General features: G+C 44.1%; 26 protein-coding genes and 1 riboswitch. Of the genes, 1 reads left to right on the top strand and 25 read right to left on the bottom strand.

Annotation, left to right across the window (positions count from 1 at the left end):
* A partial coding sequence (locus tag KFT32_RS12025) for a hypothetical protein (RefSeq protein ID WP_211747445.1) occupies positions 1-180 on the top strand: 180 nt, incomplete at its 5' end.
* 17 nt (positions 181-197) lie between these two features.
* On the opposite strand, the gene murA is transcribed toward KFT32_RS12025, so the two are convergent.
* From murA to KFT32_RS11900, 25 genes are all read right to left on the bottom strand, one after another.
* Positions 198-1,544 (bottom strand): UDP-N-acetylglucosamine 1-carboxyvinyltransferase, encoded by a 1,347-nt coding sequence (gene murA / locus KFT32_RS12020; RefSeq protein WP_211747444.1) that lies wholly within the window; start codon positions 1,542-1,544, stop codon positions 198-200.
* Between the two features lie 489 nt (positions 1,545-2,033).
* A complete protein-coding gene (locus tag KFT32_RS12015; protein ID WP_249435829.1) occupies positions 2,034-2,291 on the bottom strand; it encodes a DUF1146 family protein in 258 nt (85 codons plus the stop codon).
* A gap of 237 nt (positions 2,292-2,528) precedes the next feature.
* Positions 2,529-2,933, bottom strand: coding sequence for a F0F1 ATP synthase subunit epsilon (locus tag KFT32_RS12010; RefSeq protein ID WP_211747443.1), 405 nt, complete (start codon positions 2,931-2,933; stop codon positions 2,529-2,531).
* Positions 2,934-3,008: 75 nt separating this feature from the next.
* Positions 3,009-4,412 (bottom strand): F0F1 ATP synthase subunit beta, encoded by a 1,404-nt coding sequence (atpD, locus tag KFT32_RS12005; RefSeq protein WP_211747442.1) that lies wholly within the window; start codon positions 4,410-4,412, stop codon positions 3,009-3,011.
* 107 nt (positions 4,413-4,519) lie between these two features.
* The gene (gene atpG / locus KFT32_RS12000) at positions 4,520-5,386 is read right to left on the bottom strand and encodes an ATP synthase F1 subunit gamma (protein WP_211747441.1); all 867 of its coding nucleotides are present in this window, start codon (positions 5,384-5,386) and stop codon (positions 4,520-4,522) included.
* 194 nt (positions 5,387-5,580) lie between these two features.
* On the bottom strand, positions 5,581-7,095 hold the full coding sequence (atpA, locus tag KFT32_RS11995) for a F0F1 ATP synthase subunit alpha (protein ID WP_211747440.1): 1,515 nt from the start codon (positions 7,093-7,095) through the stop codon (positions 5,581-5,583).
* A 16-nt stretch (positions 7,096-7,111) separates the two neighbouring features.
* On the bottom strand, positions 7,112-7,660 hold the full coding sequence (locus KFT32_RS11990) for a F0F1 ATP synthase subunit delta (RefSeq protein ID WP_211747439.1): 549 nt from the start codon (positions 7,658-7,660) through the stop codon (positions 7,112-7,114).
* The gene (atpF, locus tag KFT32_RS11985; RefSeq protein ID WP_211747438.1) at positions 7,657-8,145 is read right to left on the bottom strand and encodes a F0F1 ATP synthase subunit B; all 489 of its coding nucleotides are present in this window, start codon (positions 8,143-8,145) and stop codon (positions 7,657-7,659) included. The genes KFT32_RS11990 and atpF overlap by 4 nt, the downstream gene beginning before the upstream one ends.
* Positions 8,146-8,235: 90 nt before the next feature.
* Positions 8,236-8,448: a F0F1 ATP synthase subunit C gene (gene atpE, locus KFT32_RS11980; protein WP_211747437.1), complete on the bottom strand. Its 213-nt coding sequence runs from the start codon at positions 8,446-8,448 to the stop codon at positions 8,236-8,238.
* Between the two features lie 114 nt (positions 8,449-8,562).
* Positions 8,563-9,324, bottom strand: coding sequence for a F0F1 ATP synthase subunit A (gene atpB, locus KFT32_RS11975; protein WP_211747436.1), 762 nt, complete (start codon positions 9,322-9,324; stop codon positions 8,563-8,565).
* A 32-nt stretch (positions 9,325-9,356) separates the two neighbouring features.
* Positions 9,357-9,734: an ATP synthase subunit I gene (locus KFT32_RS11970; RefSeq protein ID WP_211747435.1), complete on the bottom strand. Its 378-nt coding sequence runs from the start codon at positions 9,732-9,734 to the stop codon at positions 9,357-9,359.
* Positions 9,727-9,948: an ATPase F0F1 gene (locus KFT32_RS11965; protein ID WP_211747434.1), complete on the bottom strand. Its 222-nt coding sequence runs from the start codon at positions 9,946-9,948 to the stop codon at positions 9,727-9,729. The genes KFT32_RS11970 and KFT32_RS11965 overlap by 8 nt, the downstream gene beginning before the upstream one ends.
* A gap of 283 nt (positions 9,949-10,231) precedes the next feature.
* Positions 10,232-11,386: a non-hydrolyzing UDP-N-acetylglucosamine 2-epimerase gene (gene wecB, locus KFT32_RS11960; RefSeq protein ID WP_211747433.1), complete on the bottom strand. Its 1,155-nt coding sequence runs from the start codon at positions 11,384-11,386 to the stop codon at positions 10,232-10,234.
* Positions 11,387-11,415: 29 nt separating this feature from the next.
* Entirely contained in the window at positions 11,416-12,045 is a 630-nt protein-coding gene (gene upp / locus KFT32_RS11955) for a uracil phosphoribosyltransferase (protein WP_211747432.1), read from the bottom strand.
* Positions 12,046-12,289: 244 nt separating this feature from the next.
* Positions 12,290-13,537 (bottom strand): serine hydroxymethyltransferase, encoded by a 1,248-nt coding sequence (gene glyA / locus KFT32_RS11950; protein ID WP_211747431.1) that lies wholly within the window; start codon positions 13,535-13,537, stop codon positions 12,290-12,292.
* 42 nt (positions 13,538-13,579) lie between these two features.
* Complete coding sequence (locus KFT32_RS11945; protein ID WP_211747430.1) at positions 13,580-14,176, bottom strand: TIGR01440 family protein; 597 nt, start codon at positions 14,174-14,176, stop codon at positions 13,580-13,582.
* A gap of 180 nt (positions 14,177-14,356) precedes the next feature.
* Positions 14,357-14,439: riboswitch (ZMP/ZTP riboswitch) on the bottom strand.
* Between the two features lie 81 nt (positions 14,440-14,520).
* Positions 14,521-15,093, bottom strand: a complete 573-nt coding sequence (locus tag KFT32_RS11940) for a low molecular weight protein arginine phosphatase (protein WP_211747429.1) — start codon at positions 15,091-15,093, stop codon at positions 14,521-14,523.
* A gap of 139 nt (positions 15,094-15,232) precedes the next feature.
* Entirely contained in the window at positions 15,233-15,793 is a 561-nt protein-coding gene (locus tag KFT32_RS11935; RefSeq protein WP_211747428.1) for a manganese efflux pump MntP, read from the bottom strand.
* 72 nt (positions 15,794-15,865) lie between these two features.
* Complete coding sequence (locus KFT32_RS11930; protein WP_211747427.1) at positions 15,866-17,026, bottom strand: L-threonylcarbamoyladenylate synthase; 1,161 nt, start codon at positions 17,024-17,026, stop codon at positions 15,866-15,868.
* 170 nt (positions 17,027-17,196) lie between these two features.
* A complete protein-coding gene (gene spoIIR, locus KFT32_RS11925) occupies positions 17,197-17,847 on the bottom strand; it encodes a stage II sporulation protein R (RefSeq protein WP_211747426.1) in 651 nt (216 codons plus the stop codon).
* Positions 17,848-18,075: 228 nt separating this feature from the next.
* Entirely contained in the window at positions 18,076-19,281 is a 1,206-nt protein-coding gene (locus tag KFT32_RS11920; protein WP_211747425.1) for an FtsW/RodA/SpoVE family cell cycle protein, read from the bottom strand.
* Positions 19,282-19,466: 185 nt separating this feature from the next.
* Positions 19,467-20,363, bottom strand: a complete 897-nt coding sequence (gene prmC, locus KFT32_RS11915; RefSeq protein ID WP_211747458.1) for a peptide chain release factor N(5)-glutamine methyltransferase — start codon at positions 20,361-20,363, stop codon at positions 19,467-19,469.
* A gap of 7 nt (positions 20,364-20,370) precedes the next feature.
* Positions 20,371-21,438: a peptide chain release factor 1 gene (gene prfA, locus KFT32_RS11910; protein ID WP_211747424.1), complete on the bottom strand. Its 1,068-nt coding sequence runs from the start codon at positions 21,436-21,438 to the stop codon at positions 20,371-20,373.
* A 408-nt stretch (positions 21,439-21,846) separates the two neighbouring features.
* A complete protein-coding gene (gene ychF, locus KFT32_RS11905) occupies positions 21,847-22,947 on the bottom strand; it encodes a redox-regulated ATPase YchF (RefSeq protein WP_211747423.1) in 1,101 nt (366 codons plus the stop codon).
* A 207-nt stretch (positions 22,948-23,154) separates the two neighbouring features.
* Positions 23,155-23,634, bottom strand: coding sequence for a GNAT family N-acetyltransferase (locus KFT32_RS11900; RefSeq protein WP_211747422.1), 480 nt, complete (start codon positions 23,632-23,634; stop codon positions 23,155-23,157).
* Positions 23,635-23,636: the final 2 nt, after the last annotated feature.

The raw sequence follows: 23,636 nt of genomic DNA, 5'->3' as shown, positions 1-23,636 counted from the left end.
TATAGAGTTTTAAATATAGTAAATCGTTGTATAAAGGAGACTATCTTTATCCACTTTCATTTCATTGAAGTAAGTAACGTCTCAAATGGAATGAAAATAAAAATAGGTAAACAAAATAAAAAAAACCAAGCCAATGATGGCTTGGTTTTTTGTTCTTTTTTGCACACTGTTGCGATATGATTCCATTCTACTTAAACTTACGCCCAAGTAGGCTGAACATTAAAACGTGCTGTTTCTGATTCCGCTACAACTGTTTCACTTGGCTTCGCTTCACGCTTAGGCTCTTCTACCGAAATACGGTAGATGTCTGCTCCAAGACCATTCAGCTTCTCTGCAAGATGCACATAACCGCGGTCAATATGATGAACACCGCCTACTTCAGTTGTGCCGTCTGCGATCAAACCAGCAAGAATCAAAGCTGCTCCCGCACGCAAGTCAGTAGCTGTTACTTTTGCGCCGGTAAGTTTAGCTCCCCCAGTAATGATAGAGGAACGACCTTCAATTTTGATTTCTGCATTCATCAGGTTGAACTCATCCACATGCATAAATCGGTTTTCGAATACTGTTTCCGTTACAACACTAGTTCCTTCGGATTTGAGCAGCAATGACATCATTTGTGATTGCATGTCTGTCGGGAATCCTGGATAAGGAAGCGTCTTGATATCTACAGCTTTCAGAGGACCGTCCGCAATAACGCGAATTCCGTTCTCGTCAGGAATAATAGTTACGCCCATTTCTTCCATTTTAGCAATAACAGGACCAAGATGGTCAGAGATCGCACCTTCGACGTAAACGTCTCCGCCTGTAATTGCAGCTGCAGCCATATAAGTTCCTGCTTCAATCCGATCCGGAATTACAGCATGTTGGACACCGTGGAGTTTTTCTACTCCCTCGATGCGAATTACCCCAGTACCTGCACCTCGAACCTTTGCTCCCATCCCATTCAGGTAGTTAGCAAGATCCACAATTTCCGGTTCTTTTGCTGCATTCTCAAGAGTGGTTGTTCCTTCAGCAAGTACAGCAGCCATCATAATATTTTCAGTTGCACCGACACTCGCTACATCCAAATAAATTTTGGCGCCGCGCAATCTTCCATTCGACCTTGCTTCTATATAACCTTGTCCTAGGCTGATTTCTGCACCCATTGCTTCAAACCCTTTAAGGTGTTGATCAATCGGGCGAGTACCAATGGCGCATCCGCCTGGAAGAGAGATTTTGGTATAACCCATACGTGTTAGCAGAGGACCCATAACCAAGAAGGATGCCCGCATTTTAGTAACCCATTCGTAAGGGGCTTCGCACGAAGTAAGATTCGTTGCATTTACGGTAATTACCTCATTTTGGTATGTAACTTCCGCTCCTAGCGATTCCAGTACCTTGTTAATTGTCAACACATCGTCTAGAGGAGGTGCATCTGTAATGATGCTTGCTCCTTCTTCCCCTAAGAGAGAGGCGGCGATGATCGGAAGAACTGAATTTTTAGCGCCGCTGACTTTGACACTTCCGGTCAATCTCTTGCCTCCGCGGACGATAAATTTGCTCATCTTGTTTCCCTCCGCGCGTTAATTTCCTTTTTCTGCACACAATGAAGATTGATCTTCACTTGCTGTCCGATTGCGTCGGAAAATTCGACATCAACATTTAATTTTCTACATGATGCCGTCCTTCAGAAAAGAATGGTTTGCACTTTTCATTTTTGAATTAGTTCATTGGTTACAAAACATGATTACAATCATGTAAGACCATTTTTATTCGAATTTATTCGAAACTGTGATTAAAAACAAAGAAATAGCAGTCTTTCTGCTAATCCCCTAACTTCCATCATAACATTAAAAGTTCATAGGAGACAAGCGATTTTTCATTTTTAAAGGTTTTTTACAGTTTTACACTTCATAAGACTCCGATTAGACGATATTACATTGTTATCAAATGAACATCTTTAGTTCCATTGTTCACATAAAAACATGATGTTATTCGACAAAAGCCGTCTTAAGTGTGAATGCCTAAGAGTGATATAACCAGCCTAGAATGCTTTAAAACAAATATTTCAGCATTTGTGTCCATGAGAGATATTTGAGCACAAACTCGGACACAAAATGACCCAAAACAATGGCTAAAAGTAGTTGCAACATTCTTGCTTGGGCACTTTGTGGATGCTTCACAAACAAGTCTAGCTTCAAATGCTGCAAAGACCACCAAGCGATAGCGATACATGAAAGAGAAATAATCATAGCAACAAGACTGTTTGTACTAATGGCCTGATTAACTTGATCATTCATTACTTGATCCATGTCCACTCTCCGCCTTTCTCAGATAACATAATTTTAACACACTGTGAAATCATATTAGGATCGATGTTTCTTGTCAACCGATCTTACAATATTGAAACTCCTAATCCTTATTTAGGCTTATAATTGTTGTATTTTAGACAAAAACATTTCTAAATCGTCTTCTTTCTGTCATTTCCTCGGAAATAATCTCGAAAACAAAAAGAACCTGACGAAAGGGTCAGGTTCTCTCTACATATATTAGTTCCCGGATACTTTAAGTCGGTTCATAGCCTTTTGCAAGGCAATTTCAGCACGACGGTGATCATAATGATCTTGGCTTCCTTTAGACGCTAAACGTGTCTCTGCACGCTCAAGAGCTGCTTTAGCACGTATAATATCAATCTCGGAAGCTAGTTCAGCACTCTCAGCCAAAATAACTACCTTCTCTTTGCGAACTTCAACAAAACCGCCTGCAACAGCGATTTTCAGTTCCTTTCCATTCGCTTTAATGGACACAGGCGCAATTTGCAATGGTGTTACGAAGGGAACGTGACCTGGTAGAATCCCCAGTTCACCTTCCACTCCGCGTACAACAAGGCTACTTACCTGCTCAGAGAAGATGAGTCGCTCCGGAGTTACAATTTCCAATAAAAAGGTACTCATCGTCATCCCTCCTGAACTCTATCCGAAGGATAGTTCAACTTCATCTTTGGGTCTTTAGTCCTAGGAACTAAACGACTATTCCATTGATTTTGCTTTTTCTACCGCTTCTTCAATTGTTCCTACGAACAGGAATGCTGCTTCTGGAAGATGGTCATACTTACCATCCAAAATATCTCTGAAACTGCGAACTGTTTCTTTAACAGGAACATATTTCCCTGGGAAGCCGTTAAATGCTTCTGCCACGTGGAACGGTTGGGACAAGAAACGTTGGATTTTACGAGCACGAGCTACGAGCATTTTATCCTCTTCACTCAGCTCATCCATACCCAAGATTGCGATGATATCTTGAAGTTCGTTGTAACGAGCAAGAATACGTTTAACCCCTTGAGCTACATTGTAATGCTCTTCTCCTACAACATCAGGAGTAAGGATACGGGAACTTGATGCAAGTGGATCTACCGCTGGGTAGATACCCATCTCAGAGATTTTACGCTCCAAGTTAGTTGTTGCATCCAAGTGAGCAAACGTTGTTGCCGGCGCAGGGTCAGTGTAGTCATCGGCAGGAACATAAATTGCCTGGATGGAAGTAACCGAACCTGATTTTGTGGAAGTAATCCGTTCTTGTAATTGACCCATTTCCGTTGCAAGCGTAGGTTGGTAACCTACCGCTGATGGCATACGACCCATAAGGGCAGAAACCTCAGAACCTGCTTGAGTAAAGCGGAAGATGTTATCAATAAAGAGAAGAACGTCTTTACCTTCTTGATCACGGAAATACTCAGCCATTGTAAGACCTGTCAAGGCTACGCGAAGACGAGCACCTGGAGGTTCGTTCATTTGACCGAATACCATTGCTGTCTTGTTAATAACACCGGAGTCCGTCATCTCATGGTACAAGTCATTACCTTCACGAGTACGCTCACCAACACCGGCAAATACGGAGATACCACCGTGTTCTTGTGCGATATTGTTGATAAGTTCTTGGATTGTTACTGTTTTACCTACACCCGCACCACCGAAAAGACCGATTTTACCGCCTTTTGCGTATGGAGCAAGCAAATCGATAACTTTGATTCCTGTTTCAAGCATTTCCGCTTGTGTAGAAAGTTCATCGAAAGTAGGTGCCAAACGGTGAATCGGGTTACGAACTGCAGTAGCTACTGCAGCACCATTGTCGATTGGATCTCCCAATACGTTAAATACCCGGCCCAAAGTTGCTTCCCCTACAGGTACAGAAATAGGTGCACCTGTATTGATTGCTTCTGCACCACGAACGAGACCATCTGTAGAAGACATTGCAATACAGCGTACACGGTTATCACCTAGATGTTTAGCTGCTTCAAGCGTAAGGTTAATTTCTTTACCGCTGCTTGTCTTTGTGTTGATTGTAACTGCATTATTAATATCGGGAAGTCCGTCACGGTCGAACTCAACGTCAACAACCGCACCCGTAATGCTGACAACGCGTCCTTTGTTCATCTTCAGTTCCCTCCTACAAGCTAGAGCAGTAATAACTCCCTTACCTTCATACTTTGAAAAGGATGAGAGGTTATTCTGGCCAGCTTCATTGTTTATCCGTACTTTAATTATGACTGCGCGTTTGCACCCGCCACAATTTCTGTGATTTCCTGCGTAATCGCAGCTTGACGTGCTCGGTTATAAGTAAGCGACAATTCGCCAATAAGCTTCGATGCATTTTTGGTTGCACTGCCCATCGCTGTCATTTTCGCCCCAAGTTCACTTGCCTTACCGTTCAGAAGTGCACCGTAGATCAAAGTCTCGGCATACCGAGGCAAAAGAGCTTCTAGTACTGCTTCAGGTGAAGGTTCATACTCGTATTGAGCAGAAGCTCCTGCCTGCTTTTTCTCAGGTCTTTCCATCGGAAGAAGTTTTTCAACCGTAGGAATTTGGGTAATTGCATTCACAAACTGGCTGTAACAGATATAAATCTCGTCAAAATTACCTTCTTCAAAACCTGAAACGGCTTGGTTTGCAATGGATTTGATATCGGCAAATGTTGGTGAGTCAGATAGATCTGTTACATCCATACCAATCGGTTGCTCACGGCGTCTGAAGAAATCGCGACCTTTCCGTCCAATTACAAACAGAACATATTCGTCTTTAGAAGTGTGGCGCTCTTTGAGTGTCAGAGAAACCTGACGAAGAACGTTGGCATTGTATCCACCCGCTAGACCACGATCTGAAGTAATTACAAGATAAGCTGTCTTTTTGACAGGACGAGTCACCAGCATTGGATGGCTAACCTCAGTAGAAGAGGATGCAATACTTGTTACCACTTCCTTCAACTTATCGGAATATGGTTTTGCAGCTTCTGCCTTCTCCTGCGCTTTTCTAAGCTTGGATGCGGCAACCATCTCCATTGCCTTGGTAATTTGCTTCGTGCTCTGAACACTTTTGATTTGACGCTTTATTTCGCGCATACCTTTTGCCATGTTTTCACCACCTTAAAGTTTTGACTATGTCAAAACTATCATCGTAAGCATTCACTTCGTTTTGACTATGTCAAAAACAATCTTCGTAGCATTTACTTTTCATATAAGAAAGAGAGGCTGCGGCGTACGTTGTGTTCGCGCAGCCCTTCTTTGATCTTTAATATATAGGAAAACGTTGCTCTCAAGCTTGCTACTTAATTCGATTTAGAAAAGCTTTTTCTGAATTTTTCGATAGAATCTTTCAGCGCAGCTTCATTATCAGCAGTAAGCTCTTTTGTTGTGCGGATAGAGTCCAAAATCTCAGGGTGATTACTTACCATGAATGAAAGATATTCTCTTTCAAAACGAGTTACGTCACCTACTGGGATTTCATCAAGATATCCTTTAGTAGCTGTGTACAAGCTGACAACTTGTTGTTCAACTGGAAGCGGCTTATGCACATCTTGCTTCAGAATTTCCATCATACGTGCACCACGGTTCAAACGAGCTTGAGTTGATTTATCAAGATCTGAACCGAATTGAGAGAACGCTTGAAGTTCACGATATTGAGCCAGATCCAGACGCAGGGAACCTGCTACCTTTTTCATAGCTTTAATCTGAGCGGATCCACCAACACGAGATACGGAGATACCAACGTTAATCGCTGGACGTTGACCAGAGTTAAACAGGTCCGCTTCCAAGAAGATTTGACCGTCAGTAATCGAAATTACGTTCGTTGGAATGTAAGCAGAAACGTCAGATGCCTGAGTTTCAATGAATGGCAGAGCGGTTAATGAACCACCACCGAGCTCATCATTCAATTTAGCTGCACGCTCGAGCAAACGGGAATGCAGATAGAAAACGTCACCCGGGTAAGCTTCACGGCCCGGAGGACGACGAAGCAGCAAGGAAAGTTCACGGTATGCAGATGCTTGTTTAGTCAAGTCATCATAAACTACGAGTACATGCTCACCTCTGTACATAAAGTACTCACCCATTGCACAGCCAGCATAAGGAGCTATGTAAAGGAGTGGTGAAGGTTCAGATGCAGATGCAGTTACAACCGTTGTATATTCCATTGCACCGTTACGACGAAGTGTTTCTACTACTTGAGCAACAGTAGATTGTTTTTGTCCGATAGCAACGTAAATACATTTCATTCCGCTACCTTTTTGGTTTAGAATCGCATCAATAGCGATAGCTGTTTTACCTGTTTGACGGTCACCAATGATAAGCTCACGCTGTCCACGACCGATTGGTACCATTGCATCAATCGCTTTGATACCTGTTTGCATTGGCTCATGTACCGATTTACGAGCCATAACACCAGGAGCCTGGTTTTCTACCGGGCGGAATTCATCAGTTGCAAGTGGACCCTTGCCGTCTACCGGTTGGCCCATTGCATTAACAACACGACCGATCAAAGCTTCCCCTACAGGAACTTGCATGATTTGTCCGGTACGTTTTACTTGGTCTCCTTCACGAATGTCTGTGTAAGGTCCCATGATAACGATACCTACATTGCTTTCTTCAACGTTAAGCGCAAGGCCCAAAACGCCTGTAGAAAACTCAACGAGCTCACCGGACATTACGTTCTCGAGTCCATAAACACGGGCAATCCCGTCACCGACTTCGATTACAGAACCAACTTCGCTGACTTCGATGTCCGTTTTGTATTGTTCGATCTGATTTTTAATGATAGTACTAATTTCCTCAGGTCTGATACTCAAGCGTCCTCACCCCTCACTACTTTACTCGTCTGTTAAAAGACTGTTCTAGACGTTTCAGCTGGCCAGCCAGACTGCCGTCATAAATCGTATCGCCGATGACTACTTTAAGTCCGCCAATCAAGCTTTTATCGATAATATTTTCAATACGAATCTGTTTATTGACACGATCACCAAAATCTTTAGCAACCGCATCTTTCTCTTCTTGGCTAAGCTCATATGTCGAATACACACGCGCAGTAACCAGTCCGAGTGAATCTGCTTCATAATTCACGTAACTTTCCACAACTGCTTCCAGTGCATGGATTCGATTACGTTCGATGAGCAATTTAATTGTATTCAATACAGGCTCTGAAACTTTGCCTTGCAAACTGCTGTCTACGACACTCAGTTTTGAAGCAACGCTGACGTTCGGAGAAGAGATAAATTTAACGATGTCGCGATCTCCGTTAATGGAGGTTGCTACCGCGTGAAGTTCGGCCTCGAATTCCAGTACGGATTGATTTTTGATCGCCACTTCAAACAACGCTTTTGCATATCGCTTGGCGACTACCGAATCCCGACTCATGGTCTGCCTCCTACTTCATTCAGATACTTTTCAACAAGTTCTTCTTGAACGTTGTCTTGCTTAACTTCTTTGTCCAAAATTTTGGAAGCGATCTGTACGGATACAGCCCCAAGTTCATTGCGAAGGGATGCAACCGCTTTGTTTTTCTCACTTTCAATCTCACGAACAGCTTCAACTTTGAGACGCTCTGCTTCTTGTTTCGCTTCACTTAGCATTTGCTCCGTTTGGTTTACACTTGTTTTGCGAGATTGTTCAATAATACTTTGAGCTTCATTACGCGCTTCTTGCAAAGCTGCCTTTTGCTCTTCTACATATTGAATTGCTTGCTCACGAGTCTGCTTTGCTTCATTAATTTGAGAAGCGACTAACTCACGACGCTGCTCCATAATAGCGAACAGTTTATTAAATGCATACTTAGACAAGAGCCAATAAAGGATCAAGAACGCAACGATGGTAATAGCAATGTTTTCCCATAAAATGTGCACTCACGTCACTCCTTTCCGTTCATTCCTGTATCGTAACAAAACGAAGGCGCGGATGGCATCGCCCTCCCCGCCAAACCGTTACTTCTGATATTATGAAAACATGATCAAGAACGCGATAACTGTAGCTGCCAAAGGAATAACCTCTACGATACCTACACCGATAAACATTGTTGTTTGCAATTGTCCACGAGCTTCTGGTTGACGAGCGATAGACTCAACTGTTCTACTTACGATCATACCGTTACCAAGACCTGCACCAAGGGCACCAAGACCTACTGCGATAGCTGCTGCTAACATTTCCATTTTTGAATTTCCTCCTCAAAATATATATACAATTTTTTTGTTAAACTAACGAATATAATAATCTCCTTGCTGGCTTACAAACCGCTCTGGAGTTACTATTGCTGTAACTTAAACCTAATGTTCCTCGTGTATTGTTGTTTGGGCGATATACACCATCGACAATATTGTGAAGATGAAGGCTTGTAAAGCACCTACGAAAATACTAAAACCTTGCCATGCCATCATGGCCGGAATTCCGAACCATCCAATTTTCAGAATGGTAGAGATGAGAATCTCACCTGCAAAGATATTGGCAAACAAACGAATCGCAAGAGCGATCGGCTTCGCCAAGTTCTCGATGATGTTCAGCGGCAGGAAGATTGGGAACGGCTCGATGTAGTGTTTCAGGTAATGCTTGCGGTTGTGTTTCAGACCAAGATAATTCATTAGAATGAAGATAATAATCGCAAGTCCTGCTGTTATCGAAATATCTGCCGTAGGAGACTTCCACCATAGAATTTCAGCGTGGTGTCCCTCACTAAGACCTCTAGTCGCCTCGATAACGTGTCCAAATGCTGTAGCTTGTTCTTCGTGCTCCGAAATAACAGAGAACGGCAAACCAAGCAAGTTGGCTACGAAAATAAACAGAATCAGTGTCAGACCTAAAGTTATGTAAGGTTTACCTTTACTTAACGGCATGGCACTTGAAATGAGATTCTGAACGAATTCAACGACCCATTCCATGAAATTCTGTACTTTAGAAGGGTTCTCCACAGATAGATTCCGAACACACAAACGAACGAGTATGAACACGAATAATACCGTCACTGTGAGCATTAATACAGCGGAAAGGTCAATGTTCAATCCTCCGAGTTTGATAATCGGTGAGTCATGCATATTGATTTATTCACCCCTTTCCCATAGTAATGTCAATTTCTAGTTCTAGAATTCACAAAAATACTTACTGGAATCGCTAAAACCTGTACCAAGAAAAGTCCTATCACAGTAAAACTCATAGATACCTGATCAAATCTCACAGCTAGCATAATTGCAAGAAGAGATATACACATCCGCGACAAAAAGCCAAAATTAACTCGTTTGCCGCCAGGAGTAGCTGCACTCTCCGAAACTTGATGGATTTTAATATACAGATACCTAAAGTTGAATAACCCTGCAGCTAGCCCGATTGTAAGGCCCAAGAACAAAGGACGTTGTTCAGGCAATAGCACCCATGCCAGAAGTGATCCTGATAATAAGAAGAACGTCACTCTGGTAACAGCATTTACAATGGAAGACAAATCATTCATTTTGTTCCCCCAAAAACTTCTTAATAAAAAGGGCTATATTGAGAACACCTAGAATGAGCCCAGTCAGACAGCCTATAGCGATCCAAAAACTTGGTCCATTCACAACATTCATTAGCCACTTTCCTATAAAGTATCCGATCGTTATGTAAGCAGCCAGCAGGATGCCTGAACCACCGATACTCAAAGCAATTAACCATGGTTTATCCTGATTCATAATTAGACACAACCCATCCCTAGAAAGCGCTGTATATGGAAAATGAGTTAATATTACGTTCACTCTATAATAGAGTGAAAACGAAGAAAAATGTGTCAGGTTTGTCCAATCCCAATTATCTTACTGAATGGTTTAAGCGTTTGTCAATCGGTAGATCAACCTGTTCTGGCTGTAAGAAATACTGAAAAACCCTGAAAGAAACGCAGAAAATCTCTCAAACCCTTATAAACCGTACAGTTTAACTGTACACTGTACTGTCTATACTAGAGAATGATAGGAATAATTATTTTTTGAACTTTCTGTGAAAAGTCTCAGGAACTTCATTCTTTTTACCGAAATAGTGCAAAATCGCACCGACAATACGTTCGGAAGCGTGTCCATCACCGTAAGGATTTGCGGCTTCACTCATTGAAGCATACAGATCCGAATCGGTTAGCAAGGCTTTGGTTCTCGCATACACATTTTCCTCATCTGTGCCAACCAGTTCCAGCGTTCCTGCCTCAATCCCTTCTGGTCTTTCCGTTGTATCACGAAGTACAAGGACAGGCACTCCAAACGAAGGAGCCTCTTCCTGCATTCCACCGGAATCCGTAAGGATGAGATGTGTGTGCGGGTAAATATTATGGAAATCAACCACGTCGAGCGGATCAATCAGCTTAATACGCGGATGGCCTCCGAGCAATTCATAAGCTGGTTCTTTAACTGCTGGGCTTGGATGTACAGGATAGACAATAGCGATATCCTCAAATTCATCCGCAATTCGTTTTACCGCTTTGAAAATGTTTCGATGCGGTTCGCCTTGAGATTCCCTGCGGTGTGCAGTCATCAGGATAAGTCTTTTACCCTTTGCAAACTCCAGTACCGGGTGGGTGTAATCTTCGCGTACTGTATATTGAAACACATCTGTTACCGTGTTGCCTGTGACAAATACACTTGATTCTGATTTATTTTCTCGCAGCAAATTACCGCCGGACATATCCGTCGGAGCAAAGTGTAAGTCTGCGAGTACTCCTGTTAGCTGTCTATTCATTTCTTCTGGATAAGGAGAAAGCTTATTCCAGGTCCGAAGTCCAGCTTCCACATGACCTACCTTAATTTGCTGTAAAAAGGCCGCATAACTAGCCAGGAATGTTGTCAGGGTGTCCCCATGAACTAGCACAATATCCGGTTTCGCTTCACGCAGAACCGGTTCAAGTCCTTCCAGCACTCGGACAGTAATTTCATTCAAGGTTTGACGATCTTTCATTACATCCAGATCGTAATCTGGCTTGATGTTAAATACTTCTAGTACTTGGTCCAGCATCTGACGATGCTGGGCTGTTACACATACTATGGATTCGATATCTTCGGAGTGACGTTCAAGCTCCAAGATGAGCGGAGCCATCTTGATCGCTTCAGGGCGCACTCCGAATACCGTCATAACTTTAATTTTAGACATTACTTAAGAGCCCCTTTTATGCCGATTTGTTATTTGGTGCCGTACAAACGGTCACCCGCATCACCAAGACCTGGAATGATATAACCATGCTCATCCAAGCGCTCATCCATAGCCGCAACATAAATATCTACGTCTGGGTGTGCATCCTGAACGGCCTTCACGCCTTCTGGCGCAGCAATTAAGTTCATCATCTTAATTTGAGTACAACCGCGCTTCTTCAGTACATTAATAGCCTCGATGGCAGAACCACCTGTCGCCAGCATCGGGTCAATCACGATAAGCTCACGCTCTGTTACGTCAGTCGGAAGCTTCGTATAGTATTCAACTGGTTGCAATGTTTCTGGATCACGGAACAGACCTACGTGTCCTACTTTTGCCGCCGGAATGAGTTTCACTACGCCATCAAGCATACCAAGACCTGCACGAAGAATCGGTATCAATCCCAGCATACGGCCTGAGATTACTTTTCCATCTGTCTCTGCAACAGGTGTTTGTACTGTTATTGTTTCGAGTGGAATATCACGTGTAATTTCGTAAGCCATTAAAGTTGCTACTTCATCTACAAGTTCGCGAAAATCCTTTGTGTTCGTGCTCTTGTCACGAATAATTGTCAATTTGTGTTGAATCAACGGGTGATCACATACCACCAATTTTCCCATTGTTATGTCCCTCCGGTAGGTTCTTCTTCCATTACCAATCTAGAGTAGTTTCTGATCATAGAAACAATCCTGTCGATAAATCCTGTATATTATATCATTCCCTATCCTCAAATTACACCTATAACCGTGACAGCTTCGGAACATCAACCAAAAAAGACCGAAACTACAAAAAAGCAGCTTCGGTCCATTTGTTAAGAAATAGCCAACGAAAGCTAATTCTCAGTATGGGAAAAAAAACGAAATTTTAGTACTTCAGTTCAGGGTAAAGCGGGAATTTATCCGTTAGCGCTGTAACTTGACGTTTAGCTTCTTCAAGAACAGCTGCATCTTTAGCGTTTTTAAGTGTCTTAGCAATGATCTGACCAATCTCCACCATAGCTGCTTCATCCATACCACGGGAAGTGGCAGCTGGAGTACCAATACGAATACCACTTGTTACAAAAGGACTCGTCGGGTCAAATGGAATTGCATTTTTGTTCACTGTAATACCAATGGAATCGAGAACGTGTTCTGCCTCTTTTCCAGTAATGTTTACGCTACGTGTATCAATAAGCATCAAATGGTTATCCGTTCCGCCAGAAACAATATTCAGACCTTCAGAAATTAATGTTTCTGCGAGCACCTGTGCATTTTTCACAACGTTCTGAGCATATGTCTTGAATGACGGTTGCAGCGCTTCTCCCAATGCTACAGCTTTAGCAGCAATGACGTGCATCAAAGGACCGCCTTGGGAACCAGGGAATACTGCTTTATCAATCGCAGCTGCCCAAGCTTTCGTTGTAAGAATCATACCACCACGTGGCCCACGAAGGGTTTTGTGCGTAGTTGTCGTAACAAAGTGTGCATGTGGAACTGGATTTGGATGAAGGCCAGCAGCCACAAGACCTGCAATATGAGCCATATCTACCATGAACAACGCACCAACGTCATGCGCAATTTTGGCAATCGCTTCAAAATCAATCGTACGCGGATAAGCGCTCGCACCAGCAACGATCATTTTAGGGCGATGTTTAAATGCCGCTTTACGGATATCATCGTAATCAATTCGGAACGAATCTTCTTGTACACCGTAAGCTACGAAGTTATACAAAAGACCGGAAGCGTTTACTGGGCTACCGTGCGTAAGATGACCACCGTGCGCCAGATTCATACCAAGAACGGTATCGCCTGGTTTCAGTGCAGCCAGATACACAGCCATGTTCGCTTGTGCACCGGAATGAGGCTGAACGTTAACATGCTCGGCACCAAACAACTCTTTTGCACGATCACGAGCGATATCTTCTACGATATCCACATGTTCACAACCGCCATAGTAGCGTTTGCCTGGGTAACCTTCTGCATATTTGTTAGTAAGTACAGAGCCCATCGCTTCGATAACAGCCTCCGATACAATGTTCTCCGATGCGATCAATTCGATGTTATTTTGCTGACGTTTCAGTTCCAGTCCCATCGCTTCCAGTACAGCAGGGTCACTTTTACGCAGTTGTTCCATAACGATAATTCCTCCTAAGAAATAAAATAATATTAAAAAAAGTTAATCACATGTTGAGATATTGCTTGATGTCTCCACCTGATACACTGCACGTTCACCACCGATAAGCTTTGGCCTTGTAATGGCTGTTGTTACGCGAGCCTCACCAATATATCGCCTTTGGGTACGATAAGGTACTGCCACTCTACGCAAATGCATACCAATCAGTGTTTCTCCAATATCGATTCCCGCATGGGCTTCTATGGTTTCAGCTAGACACGGCTCTTTTAAAGAAAGGTACGCTGCAGCTGCCATTGAACCCCCTGCTTTTGGAACGGGTACAGCAGAAACTTCCGTAAGACCAAGTTGCAAAAGCAACTTTCTTTCCATGACTAGCGCTCGGTTCAGATGCTCACAACACTGAAATACTACTTCAAAACCAAATGCTTCTTTCACCTCGTTAATACCCTGAAGTAAGGACTGGGCAATTTCCAAAGCACCGCCTGTACCAATTCGTTTGCCGGCTACTTCACTAGTGCTGGTACCGACAACTACGATGTTTCCAGGACCGAGATTGCCCGCATCTGCGAGTTCTCTCAATATTTCTGCGGTGTGCTGTCCAAACTCATGCCATCCCGAGGCAGGCTTATGTTGATCCATCGCCTTCATCCTTCCCTTCTTTGAACTAGCACAGGCTTATTATCGCCAAAAGGTAAGGGCGTTGCTAATGAACGAACATCAAAGGTAAGTTCGTCTCGCCCTTTTTTCATCCATTATAACGAAAAAAATGACGAAAGACGAAAAAAGAGCAGTCTGCACGTAAAGTTACGCACAGAATTGCTCTTTTGCCCAGGCGACCGGCCGATATTTCCGGTGCTCCATCGTGGTTTAATCCACACTCGTCGCCAGTTACACCAGAATCTACTTAATATTCCATTTCATCATAGAACATCGCATGTTAGAAATCAACCATTTATGAACGTTTCACTGTAAAAAATATATCCTTATCGCAGCTTATCCAGCACTCTTTCCACAGCTGCGCGTATTTCTGCTGCCGTTACATCGTAATCTTCCCTGCTTCCACCAAATGGATCCGAGATATCAAAACTTGGTATCCGCTGCTGTATCTCAATAATACGCTGGCGGTCAAAAGGTTCTGTCTCTTGGCCAAGTGCGCGTTTCATTTCCCATTCCGCGTACAAACGGTCCCTCTCCTTGAGATCCTCAAGAACTTTGATGTCGTCTTCTGCATATTCCTTCAGGGTATAGATCCGGTCTGCAGCATTTGGGAAGTAATGTAGCACATGCTGCTTATGTGAGCCGGTTAAAGTCAAAATAAGATCTGCCCACTCCACATGTTCGGACGTAAGCGAGGACGAAGTGATCACATCATGGACATTATGATCCTGAAGCACCGCCTTGGCGTGACGTGAAATGGCACTTCCATCTGTCGCTGCAACACCGGCAGAGCGAACCGAAAGAGATATCCCTCGTTCTTTCGCTGCTTTTCGTAGTAGCCCTTCAGCCATAGGACTTCGGCATGTATTACCAGTACAAATAAATAAAATATGTTTCATCTCGTCACCTCCACAGGGCCATGTAGCCTATATAGATCATTCCCCATCATCAGGAGATGATTTCTATTGTAAGATGCTTTCATCTAATATGCAAAACGGAGGATTAAAAACCTCTGCATATTAGGTGAAAGCATCCGTATCAGAAAATAAACAAAAGACCAAAAGCGAGTAATATGGCGCCTCCTACGGCCTCACCGTACTCTCCCATATTACGATTTACTCTTCTGCCGATTAACAGACCCACAACGGACATCAAAAATCCACAGAGTCCAAAAGCAAATAACGTGAGCCACAAATCGGTCCGGAACATTCCAAGCGTAACACCGACGGAAAATGAATCAATGCTTACACTAAACGCAAACATAAGTGTACCTATAAACGTACGATGATCCATAAAACTTGTCTCACCGGAACGAAAAGCATTAAAGATCATATGAGCACCCAGTAATAGTAATAGCCCCCCAGCTACATATGATGTAACTTGTCCGAGCAAAGAACTAAAATACTCCCCAGCATAAAATCCAATCAGTGGCATTAGGACGTGAAATACCGCGATCAAAATGCTCATACGCAGCACGTGCAATAAACGAATCCCCTTCATGCCAATTCCGATTCCGAGAGAAAATGCATCCAAGCCCAAAGCCACCGCCATTATTAAAATGGTAATGAGTTGGCCCCACTGAGCAGAAGCATCCAACATTGTTCATACCCCCATGTCCACAGCATTCTTGTACACGATATGCGGACAAGAATGGAAACATGCCGGATATGATTATTCTGCTATATGAATAATCCGATGGCCGGCTGCTTTCAGCAAGCGATTCATAATCGCATCGCCAAGACCATTGCGGGGACATGCCTCGGCATACAGGACCGAGGCACCGATTTCGTCACAGCTACGCAAGGCAGCATATAGACGATGGGCTCCTTCGGCAAGTCGGTCTAGACTGCCGAGAGAATAAACAGCGTCTGCGCGGTAGAGATGCAAGTGCTCGCTGAAAGCAAGCACCGCCGTTCGTTCTCCGCGCTGTGCCGCTTCTTCCAGTGCGCCGTTAACATACGCGGAAACTGCATTTGGCGATCCTTGTACTACGCAAAGTTCCCCTTTGGGAGCGTAATGTGTGTACTTCATCCCTGGCGAGCGAGGCGCAGGGATTGAAGCAGCTGACCCGGAGTCTATGGCTAGGCCGGGGTCCAGTTGTACCTTAGCGGCGACCTCGCCAAGCTGTTCCGCTGTAATGCCGCCAGGCCTTAGAATCGTGACCGTCCCATCATGATGTGCCTGTACAACCGTAGACTCTACACCGACTCCTGTAGGTCCACCGTCTACAATCCCAGCGATACGTCCCATCAGATCTTCCTGTACATGAGAAGCCGTCGTAGGACTTGGACGCCCTGAACGATTTGCACTCGGAGCGGCAATCGGGCAATCCGCAGCTGCAATCAGTTTCAGTGCAACAGGATGATCTGGCATACGCACACCTACTGTATCCAGCCCTGCCGTAACCTTCTCAGATAACGTCTGCTCTTTTAGCGGGAGAATTAGGGTAAGGGGCCCCGGCCAAAATGTATCCATTAACTTGTTAGATAAATCATTCACTTGTTCCGTAAAAGCGTCCAGCTGTTTCCTGTCAGCAATATGAACAATGAGCGGGTTGTCGGAAGGTCTACCCTTTGCCGCGAATACGGCCTCAACTGCGGTGGTATTTCTTGCATCAGCTCCGAGCCCGTACACCGTTTCCGTAGGAAACGCAACAATGGAACCTTCCTGGAGCAGCTGTGCAGCTACCTTCAAGTGTTCCATTGTCTCGTTATCATTTTGTTCCTCAATTATAGATTGCTGTAAGGATTGTCCATTAGCAAGTTCAAGTTCATCTCGGCTCAAAGAAGTCACGTCCCAGATCCGAGTTACAACCTTCTTTTCATTACACATGTGGTTATCATCCAGTCTCATATCATTAATTATCGTATATTATAGCACAATTCCTATCGTTTTCCGTTTAGGTCTATATTTCTATCTATTTGTATTTCTATATATGATGAGTTGAATGAGGGCAGATATTTTTTTGAAATTCCATCATGTTCAATTATGTTCTATTACAATTATGCTACAACACTTCCAACCCAATCCCACGCTTTCACCAACATATCCCATAGGAAGAATCGGACTTCAGGCTCAGAAGCACTCTCATTTCCCGCTGCCGCCCCCGTCTGTTCTGCGTTTGCTGTCACATTATTCTCAGCTACATCTCCACTTTTACCACCAACAAAACATAGAGGAGGGAATAACACGCACCACCAGTTTTGTCCTTCCCCTTTGCCAAGGGTAATCCTTACTGCTTCATAATCTCCGGCAGGATAGATCAGTTTGCCATACATCTTCGTTGGAAAAGGAACCGTCGCAAGTTCCACATTATAGTTGTAATCTAGCCCGCGAGCTTTTAACTCTTTGCCTACCAGCTTATTCAGCTCCGGCAGGTGTCCACGAACCATCGTTCTTGCTTCTTCCAGACTATGAGGATCAGCTAGTGCTGGAACCCATTCATTCATTTGCATTACCACTGCATCCCGGATCTCTCTTTTGACCAGCTGGTCGTGAGGCATATCGGAATTCGCGAGAATCCGTAACCGGATCGAATCGTGCGGAATTAGCGCTTGGTGTATGGCTGCGTCTGACTTTTGACCTTCCCAACTCATCATGACAATCATCATGCACGCCACGATCATGAAAAACTGCTTTATACTCTTCCGCATGTTCTTCTCCCCCTCGAACCCTTGATGTCTATCATTATGTCCGGGAGTTGATAGAGTTAAACCTAGCAAATCTCTTTTTTTGAAAACTACTCATAGATTTATAGAATTAACGAAGCCTATAAAAAAGAAGCAGATCCCGATCTCTTCATAAAGAGTCTCATCGTGATCATGCTTCCATTTTTGATAAATACCATCTACTCCTTGTTTTCCGTAAACAAGGATTTACGCTTACGCTTTAGCTTGCTTGCGCCCAAAAGCACTTCTCTTCTTCTGATCCCCTGAAGCGGGAGCAAGGATGTCATCATCCACCTCTTGACCGTGTACCTTAATACTCATAATGAGCCCGATACTCGCCATATTAATGAGTAGTGATGTACCTCCGTAACTAATAAAAGGCAGTGTAATCCCTGTCAGCGGCATGAGGCCAATGAATGCACCAATATTCTCAAATACCTGGTACAAATACATCGAGACAATACCGACGATAATATAGGGTCCTGCTCGTTCTTTGCTCTCTAGAGCAATCAGGATCATCCTATGAATCAATATGAAATACAACAGGAGCAGCACCGACGATCCAACGAAACCAAATTCCTCAGCGATCAGTACAAAAATGGAATCTGAATACGTATAGGGAACACGTCCGGATTGAACCGAAGTTCCTTCCATAAACCCTTTCCCCGTAATCCCCCCAGAACCAATCGCAAGTTTGGCATTATCGGTATGCCAAGAAGCTTTCGCTGTTGCTTTTTCCGGCACGAGCCATGGATCAAACCGCTCTGCCCAATGGGCACGTCCGATTTTATCTAAATAATCATAAATAGAATCATGATACACCGTATAGAGCTTAATTCCCCCGCCCACAACTACGGCAATAATGACAAATCCGATCAAGGCATGGGAAGCTTTGATATTACCGATCCATAGCAGTCCAATTAAAATCACCACATAGGCCATCGCATTCCCGAGGTCATTCTGAAGCATAACGAAGGAAAATGGAACAAAGGTCATGAGGCCAATGGGAACTACATCTCTCCAAAACTCTAGTTTGGCCTTGCCTCTTTTGATCAGTACCGAAGCCAGGAAAATAATCAAGACCAGCTTGAATAACTCGGCAGGTTGGATGGAAAACACACCGAGATTGATCCAGCCTGATGCGTTATTTATATTTCCCCCAAAGAAATTAGCAGCCAAAAGAGTGAGCAACCCAAAGAAATAAATATAAAGCGCATATTTAACAAGCAATCTGTAATCTACCAATGTTATGGCGAACACAGCTCCAAATCCAAGTACATAGAAGGCTAACATCTTAATATGATGTCCTTCAAACTTTGTACCATGGGTTGAGCTATACAGACATACAATACTGATGATCATTAACATAAAGATGATCATTAGTATGGGCGCATCCATCTTTTTAAACTTTTGCAGCATGAACCGTCCCCCTAAAGGCGAGACTGGGCATTAATCTAACCAGCCTTACTTAATAATTAGCTTCTTACACGACAAGGAAAGGGAATGACTTCCTATTTTAAACAAAACAGTTCCTAAACCGACATGAAGCTGCATTTATACTCTATTGTAAAGGATGAAATCGTAAAAAGAAAATGTTCCCGAGCTTACAATTTCGTCACATTCGTTTGAATCCCAAGTACATGTCTTTCGATCCCAGCCAGATCCGGCACAATCTCAATTAGATCCCAGTGACCTGCTTGCCTTAACAGCTCTGCCACATCCTGTGCCTGCCCTTGGCCAAGCTCAAAACCGACCAAAGCAGGAGGCGCAGCAAGAAGGTCAAGCTGCGCCATCATGATCCGGTAGGGGGCCAGCCCATCCGGCCCACCGTCAAGAGCTGTGCGCGGCTCATGTTCGCGCACTTCGCGCTGTAACCCGGCGATGTCCCCCGCCGGGATGTAAGGCGGGTTCGACACGAGAATGTCGAACCGCTCCCCCGCGAAGGGTGCGAGCAAGTCGCCTTCGCGAAAGGTCACGGCTGCGCCGTTTGCCGCTGCATTGAGCGCAGCAACCTCCAGCGCCTCTGAGCTGATGTCGCTGGCTGCGACATCCCAGCTTGGACGCTGTACCTTCAGCGTCACCGCAATGGCGCCGCTGCCAGTACCAATGTCGATGGCCCGCGGTGCACCGCCTGGCCACAGCTCATCGCCGTGCTTCATCATCGCCTCGACCAACAGCTCGGTCTCGGGCCTTGGAATCAGCACGGATGGGGTCACTTGAAACAGCAAGCCGTAAAACTCCTGCTGTCCGATAATGTATTGGGCCGGTTCCCCGCGGCCCTTGCGGTTCACGGCATCTGTGAAAGCCGTAATTAACTCAGCCGGAAAGGGCTCCGGCTGCGCCATATAATAAGCAGCTCCTTCGAGGCCAAGCACATGCATAAGCAAAAGCCGTGCGTTGTTTTGCGGCTCCAGCACGCCACAATCCTCTAAAAAAGAGGAAGCCTTCGCAAAGGCTTCCCGATTGCTGCTTCCCTGCGGTAAGCTGAATTCTTGCCGCATCAAAGCCTTATTCCCCTTTATCCATCAATTCTGCTTGCTGTGCAATAGTGAGCGCAGACAGAATTTCTTCGATTTCACCGTTCATTACCTGATCCAGTCTATGCATGGTTAAACCGATCCGGTGATCTGTTACCCGGCTTTGCGGGAAGTTATAAGTACGAATCCGCTCACTGCGGTCTCCCGTTCCTACTTTGCTTTTCCGTTCGCCGGCATACTTCGCTTCTTCTTCTTGACGCATCATATCGAAAATCCGAGTCCGAAGCACTTGAAGCGCTTTTTCTTTATTCGAGTTCTGGGATTTGCCGTCCTGACAAGTCGCTACGATCCCTGTAGGAACGTGAGTTACACGAACCGCCGATTTGGTCGTATTAACGGACTGTCCACCAGCACCACTGGAGCAGAACGTATCTACGCGAATATCTTTATCATGAATTTGAATATCCAGATCTTCTGCTTCCGGCATAACCGCTACTGTAGAAGTAGAGGTGTGGATACGACCTCCCGATTCTGTTGCAGGGATACGCTGAACACGGTGTGCTCCACTTTCGTATTTCATTTTGCTGTAAGCACCGCGGCCATTAATCATGAAAATAACCTCTTTAAATCCACCAACATCATTCTCATTAACGTCCATAAGTTCAATCTTCCAACCTTGAGACTCCGCATAACGAGTGTACATCCGGTATAAGTCAGCTGCAAAAAGTGCTGCTTCATCTCCGCCCGCTGCACCGCGAATTTCAATAATAACGTTCTTATCATCATTCGGATCTTTCGGTAAAAGAAGAATACGAATCTGCTCTTCCAGCTCTTGCTGACGAGCGCTCAGTTCATCAATCTCCATCTTAACCATTTCGCGCATTTCATCGTCCAGCTTCTCATTTTGCATTTGCTTAGCAGCTTCCAGTTCTTCCACGACCGTCTTATATTCCGTGTAAGCTTCGTATGATGGCTGCAGATCGGACTGCTCCTTAGAGTAGTCTCTTAGCTTCTTATTATCACTTGCTACATCCGGGTCACACAAAAGCTCACTAAGTTTCTCATATCGATCAACCAATGCTTGTAAACGATCCAGCATAAGTAAAATCACCTCTCCATATCAATGTTTGTCGACTTGCCTACGTTAATTTTCATCTTGTCATGTACAACGCTAATTTATATTAAAAGCTTCCAACTGTTGATGTTATTGTTATATTCCTACAATGCACAATACGTCCGGCAGCTTCTCTTCCCTATATTCACTGATGATTGTATCGCTACAATGTCATCCATCCCTTTACCATAAAATAAACACATGTGGCCTTTTATCTGACGACTCTTTATTATATCATACGACAAAGCCCTTGAGAAGATACGGGCCGCCGCCCAGATTCATACAGAGTTAGTGAATTCTATTGTAGTACATACATAAAACACACTCAAATCATAAAAAAACCTCAGGTGCATCCACTAGGATGCGCCCAAGGCTTCTTACTAGAACCTATCTTTATACGTTAAAACGGAAATGCATAACATCGCCGTCTTGCACGACATATTCTTTACCTTCGAGTCGAAGTTGGCCACGTTCTTTTGCTCCGTTCATGGAACCTGCAGCAACAAGATCATCATAAGATACAACTTCAGCACGAATAAATCCGCGTTCAAAATCCGTATGGATTACGCCAGCAGCACCTGGTGCTTTGGTTCCTTTACGGATCGTCCAAGCACGAACTTCCTGTACACCTGCTGTGAAATAAGTGTATAGGCCAAGCAGACGATAAGCAGCTTTGATCAGGCGGTTAAGACCGGACTCTTCCAGCCCCAACTCTTCAAGGAACATTTCTTTGTCTTCCCCTTCAAGCTCAGCAATTTCTGCTTCTACCTTCGCACTGATCGGTACTACTTCTGCATTCTCGTCTGCAGCGAACTCTTTAACCTTCAGTACGTAAGGATTGCTGTCTGCAGAAGATACTTCTTCTTCACTCACGTTAGCTGCATAGAGTACCGGCTTCATTGTAAGCAAATGAAGATCGCGAATAATCACACGCTCGTCTTCTGTCAGCTCTATACTACGAGCAGGCTTGTCTTCATAGAGAACAGCTTTTACTTTCTCCAGCACTTCTACTTCCTGTGCGTGCTGTTTGTTGCCGCCCTTCATATTCTTACGTGCACGATCGATACGTTTTTCAACACTCTCGATATCGGCAAGAACTAATTCCAAATTAATGGTTTGAATATCGGAGATGGGATCAACTTTCCCGTCCACGTGAGTTACGTTCTCATCTTCAAAGCAGCGAACTACGTGTACAATCGCATCAACTTCACGAATGTGGGCTAAGAATTTGTTACCCAGACCTTCCCCTTTGCTCGCACCACGAACAAGACCTGCGATGTCTACAAATTCAAAAGCGGTTGGAACTGTTTTTTTCGGAACAACGAGTTCTGTCAGTTTATCAAGACGTTCGTCAGGAACCTCTACGATACCCACATTCGGATCAATGGTACAGAAAGGATAGTTGGCACTCTCTGCGCCCGCCTGTGTAATTGCATTAAAAAGGGTTGACTTCCCTACGTTCGGTAACCCTACAATCCCTGCTTTTAAAGCCATGTATATGAACAACTCCTCAAAAGTATTTGGTGAATATTACGGTTTTCATCAAACAATCTTTCTAATTATATATGAGAACAGGGAGGGCTTCAAGGATATTACACATGGCAGCTTTCCCCTCTTGTCGTCTTTTCGAAATCTACCTATTCATGCTGTGAAAAATCTCTTATGTAGCCATCTACTTTATACGATGAATCAATACGAAAATTAGGGCAACTCCTTATACATGGTAATGCTCTTAGAATAGAATCCCATCTTATGATATAGACGAAGGGCACGTTCGTTATGTCCGAAAACATGGAGGCCGATTCGAACGGCCTGAAGTCTTCTTGCTTCTTCTTCCAGAAGGCGCATGGTTTTTTCACCATACCCTCGGCCTTGATACACATCTAGTATTGAAATATCATACAGAAACACTTCTTTGAACTCATTCTTCCTATGAATATGAAACCAGATAAATCCGATGACAGCAGGTGTGGGGAGCATTCGGTCAATAACGCGATAAAAATAGGCGTTTTCTGTATGGTACCCATCTGGGAGTATCTTGCTCATATCCTCCAGCGCACGTTTTTCTGCATGTTCTGGCAGCCACGTACCTGCCTTTACCTTCTCTTTCATATAGCCCACAAGTGTAAAAGCCATAAAGTCTTCATATTGCTCTTTATCCATTGCTAGCAATCCAAGCATGA

This window comes from Paenibacillus sp. Marseille-Q4541 (assembly GCF_018310695.1).
Classification (GTDB): Bacteria; Bacillota; Bacilli; order Paenibacillales; family Paenibacillaceae; genus Paenibacillus.
Note: the sequence above shows the minus strand (reverse complement) of the source record. Positions and strands in the feature narration are given on the sequence as shown.

Excerpts from the sequence above, each read along its gene's own strand:
- murA (WP_211747444.1), bottom strand. The coding sequence starts at position 1,544 with ATGAGCAAATTTATCGTCCGCGGAGGCAAGAGATTGACCGGAAGTGTC.
- KFT32_RS12015 (WP_249435829.1), bottom strand. The coding sequence starts at position 2,291 with ATGGATCAAGTAATGAATGATCAAGTTAATCAGGCCATTAGTACAAAC.
- KFT32_RS12010 (WP_211747443.1), bottom strand. The coding sequence starts at position 2,933 with ATGAGTACCTTTTTATTGGAAATTGTAACTCCGGAGCGACTCATCTTC.
- atpD (WP_211747442.1), bottom strand. The coding sequence starts at position 4,412 with ATGAACAAAGGACGCGTTGTCAGCATTACGGGTGCGGTTGTTGACGTT.
- atpG (WP_211747441.1), bottom strand. The coding sequence starts at position 5,386 with ATGGCAAAAGGTATGCGCGAAATAAAGCGTCAAATCAAAAGTGTTCAG.
- KFT32_RS11990 (WP_211747439.1), bottom strand. The coding sequence starts at position 7,660 with ATGAGTCGGGATTCGGTAGTCGCCAAGCGATATGCAAAAGCGTTGTTT.
- atpE (WP_211747437.1), bottom strand. The coding sequence starts at position 8,448 with ATGGAAATGTTAGCAGCAGCTATCGCAGTAGGTCTTGGTGCCCTTGGT.
- atpB (WP_211747436.1), bottom strand. The coding sequence starts at position 9,324 with ATGCATGACTCACCGATTATCAAACTCGGAGGATTGAACATTGACCTT.
- KFT32_RS11970 (WP_211747435.1), bottom strand. The coding sequence starts at position 9,734 with ATGAATGATTTGTCTTCCATTGTAAATGCTGTTACCAGAGTGACGTTC.
- KFT32_RS11965 (WP_211747434.1), bottom strand. The coding sequence starts at position 9,948 with ATGAATCAGGATAAACCATGGTTAATTGCTTTGAGTATCGGTGGTTCA.
- wecB (WP_211747433.1), bottom strand. The coding sequence starts at position 11,386 with ATGTCTAAAATTAAAGTTATGACGGTATTCGGAGTGCGCCCTGAAGCG.
- upp (WP_211747432.1), bottom strand. The coding sequence starts at position 12,045 with ATGGGAAAATTGGTGGTATGTGATCACCCGTTGATTCAACACAAATTG.
- glyA (WP_211747431.1), bottom strand. The coding sequence starts at position 13,537 with ATGGAACAACTGCGTAAAAGTGACCCTGCTGTACTGGAAGCGATGGGA.
- KFT32_RS11945 (WP_211747430.1), bottom strand. The coding sequence starts at position 14,176 with ATGGATCAACATAAGCCTGCCTCGGGATGGCATGAGTTTGGACAGCAC.
- KFT32_RS11940 (WP_211747429.1), bottom strand. The coding sequence starts at position 15,093 with ATGAAACATATTTTATTTATTTGTACTGGTAATACATGCCGAAGTCCT.
- KFT32_RS11935 (WP_211747428.1), bottom strand. The coding sequence starts at position 15,793 with ATGTTGGATGCTTCTGCTCAGTGGGGCCAACTCATTACCATTTTAATA.
- KFT32_RS11930 (WP_211747427.1), bottom strand. The coding sequence starts at position 17,026 with ATGTGTAATGAAAAGAAGGTTGTAACTCGGATCTGGGACGTGACTTCT.
- spoIIR (WP_211747426.1), bottom strand. The coding sequence starts at position 17,847 with ATGCGGAAGAGTATAAAGCAGTTTTTCATGATCGTGGCGTGCATGATG.
- KFT32_RS11920 (WP_211747425.1), bottom strand. The coding sequence starts at position 19,281 with ATGCTGCAAAAGTTTAAAAAGATGGATGCGCCCATACTAATGATCATC.
- prmC (WP_211747458.1), bottom strand. The coding sequence starts at position 20,363 with ATGCGGCAAGAATTCAGCTTACCGCAGGGAAGCAGCAATCGGGAAGCC.
- prfA (WP_211747424.1), bottom strand. The coding sequence starts at position 21,438 with ATGCTGGATCGTTTACAAGCATTGGTTGATCGATATGAGAAACTTAGT.
- ychF (WP_211747423.1), bottom strand. The coding sequence starts at position 22,947 with ATGGCTTTAAAAGCAGGGATTGTAGGGTTACCGAACGTAGGGAAGTCA.
- KFT32_RS11900 (WP_211747422.1), bottom strand. The coding sequence starts at position 23,634 with ATGCTTGGATTGCTAGCAATGGATAAAGAGCAATATGAAGACTTTATG.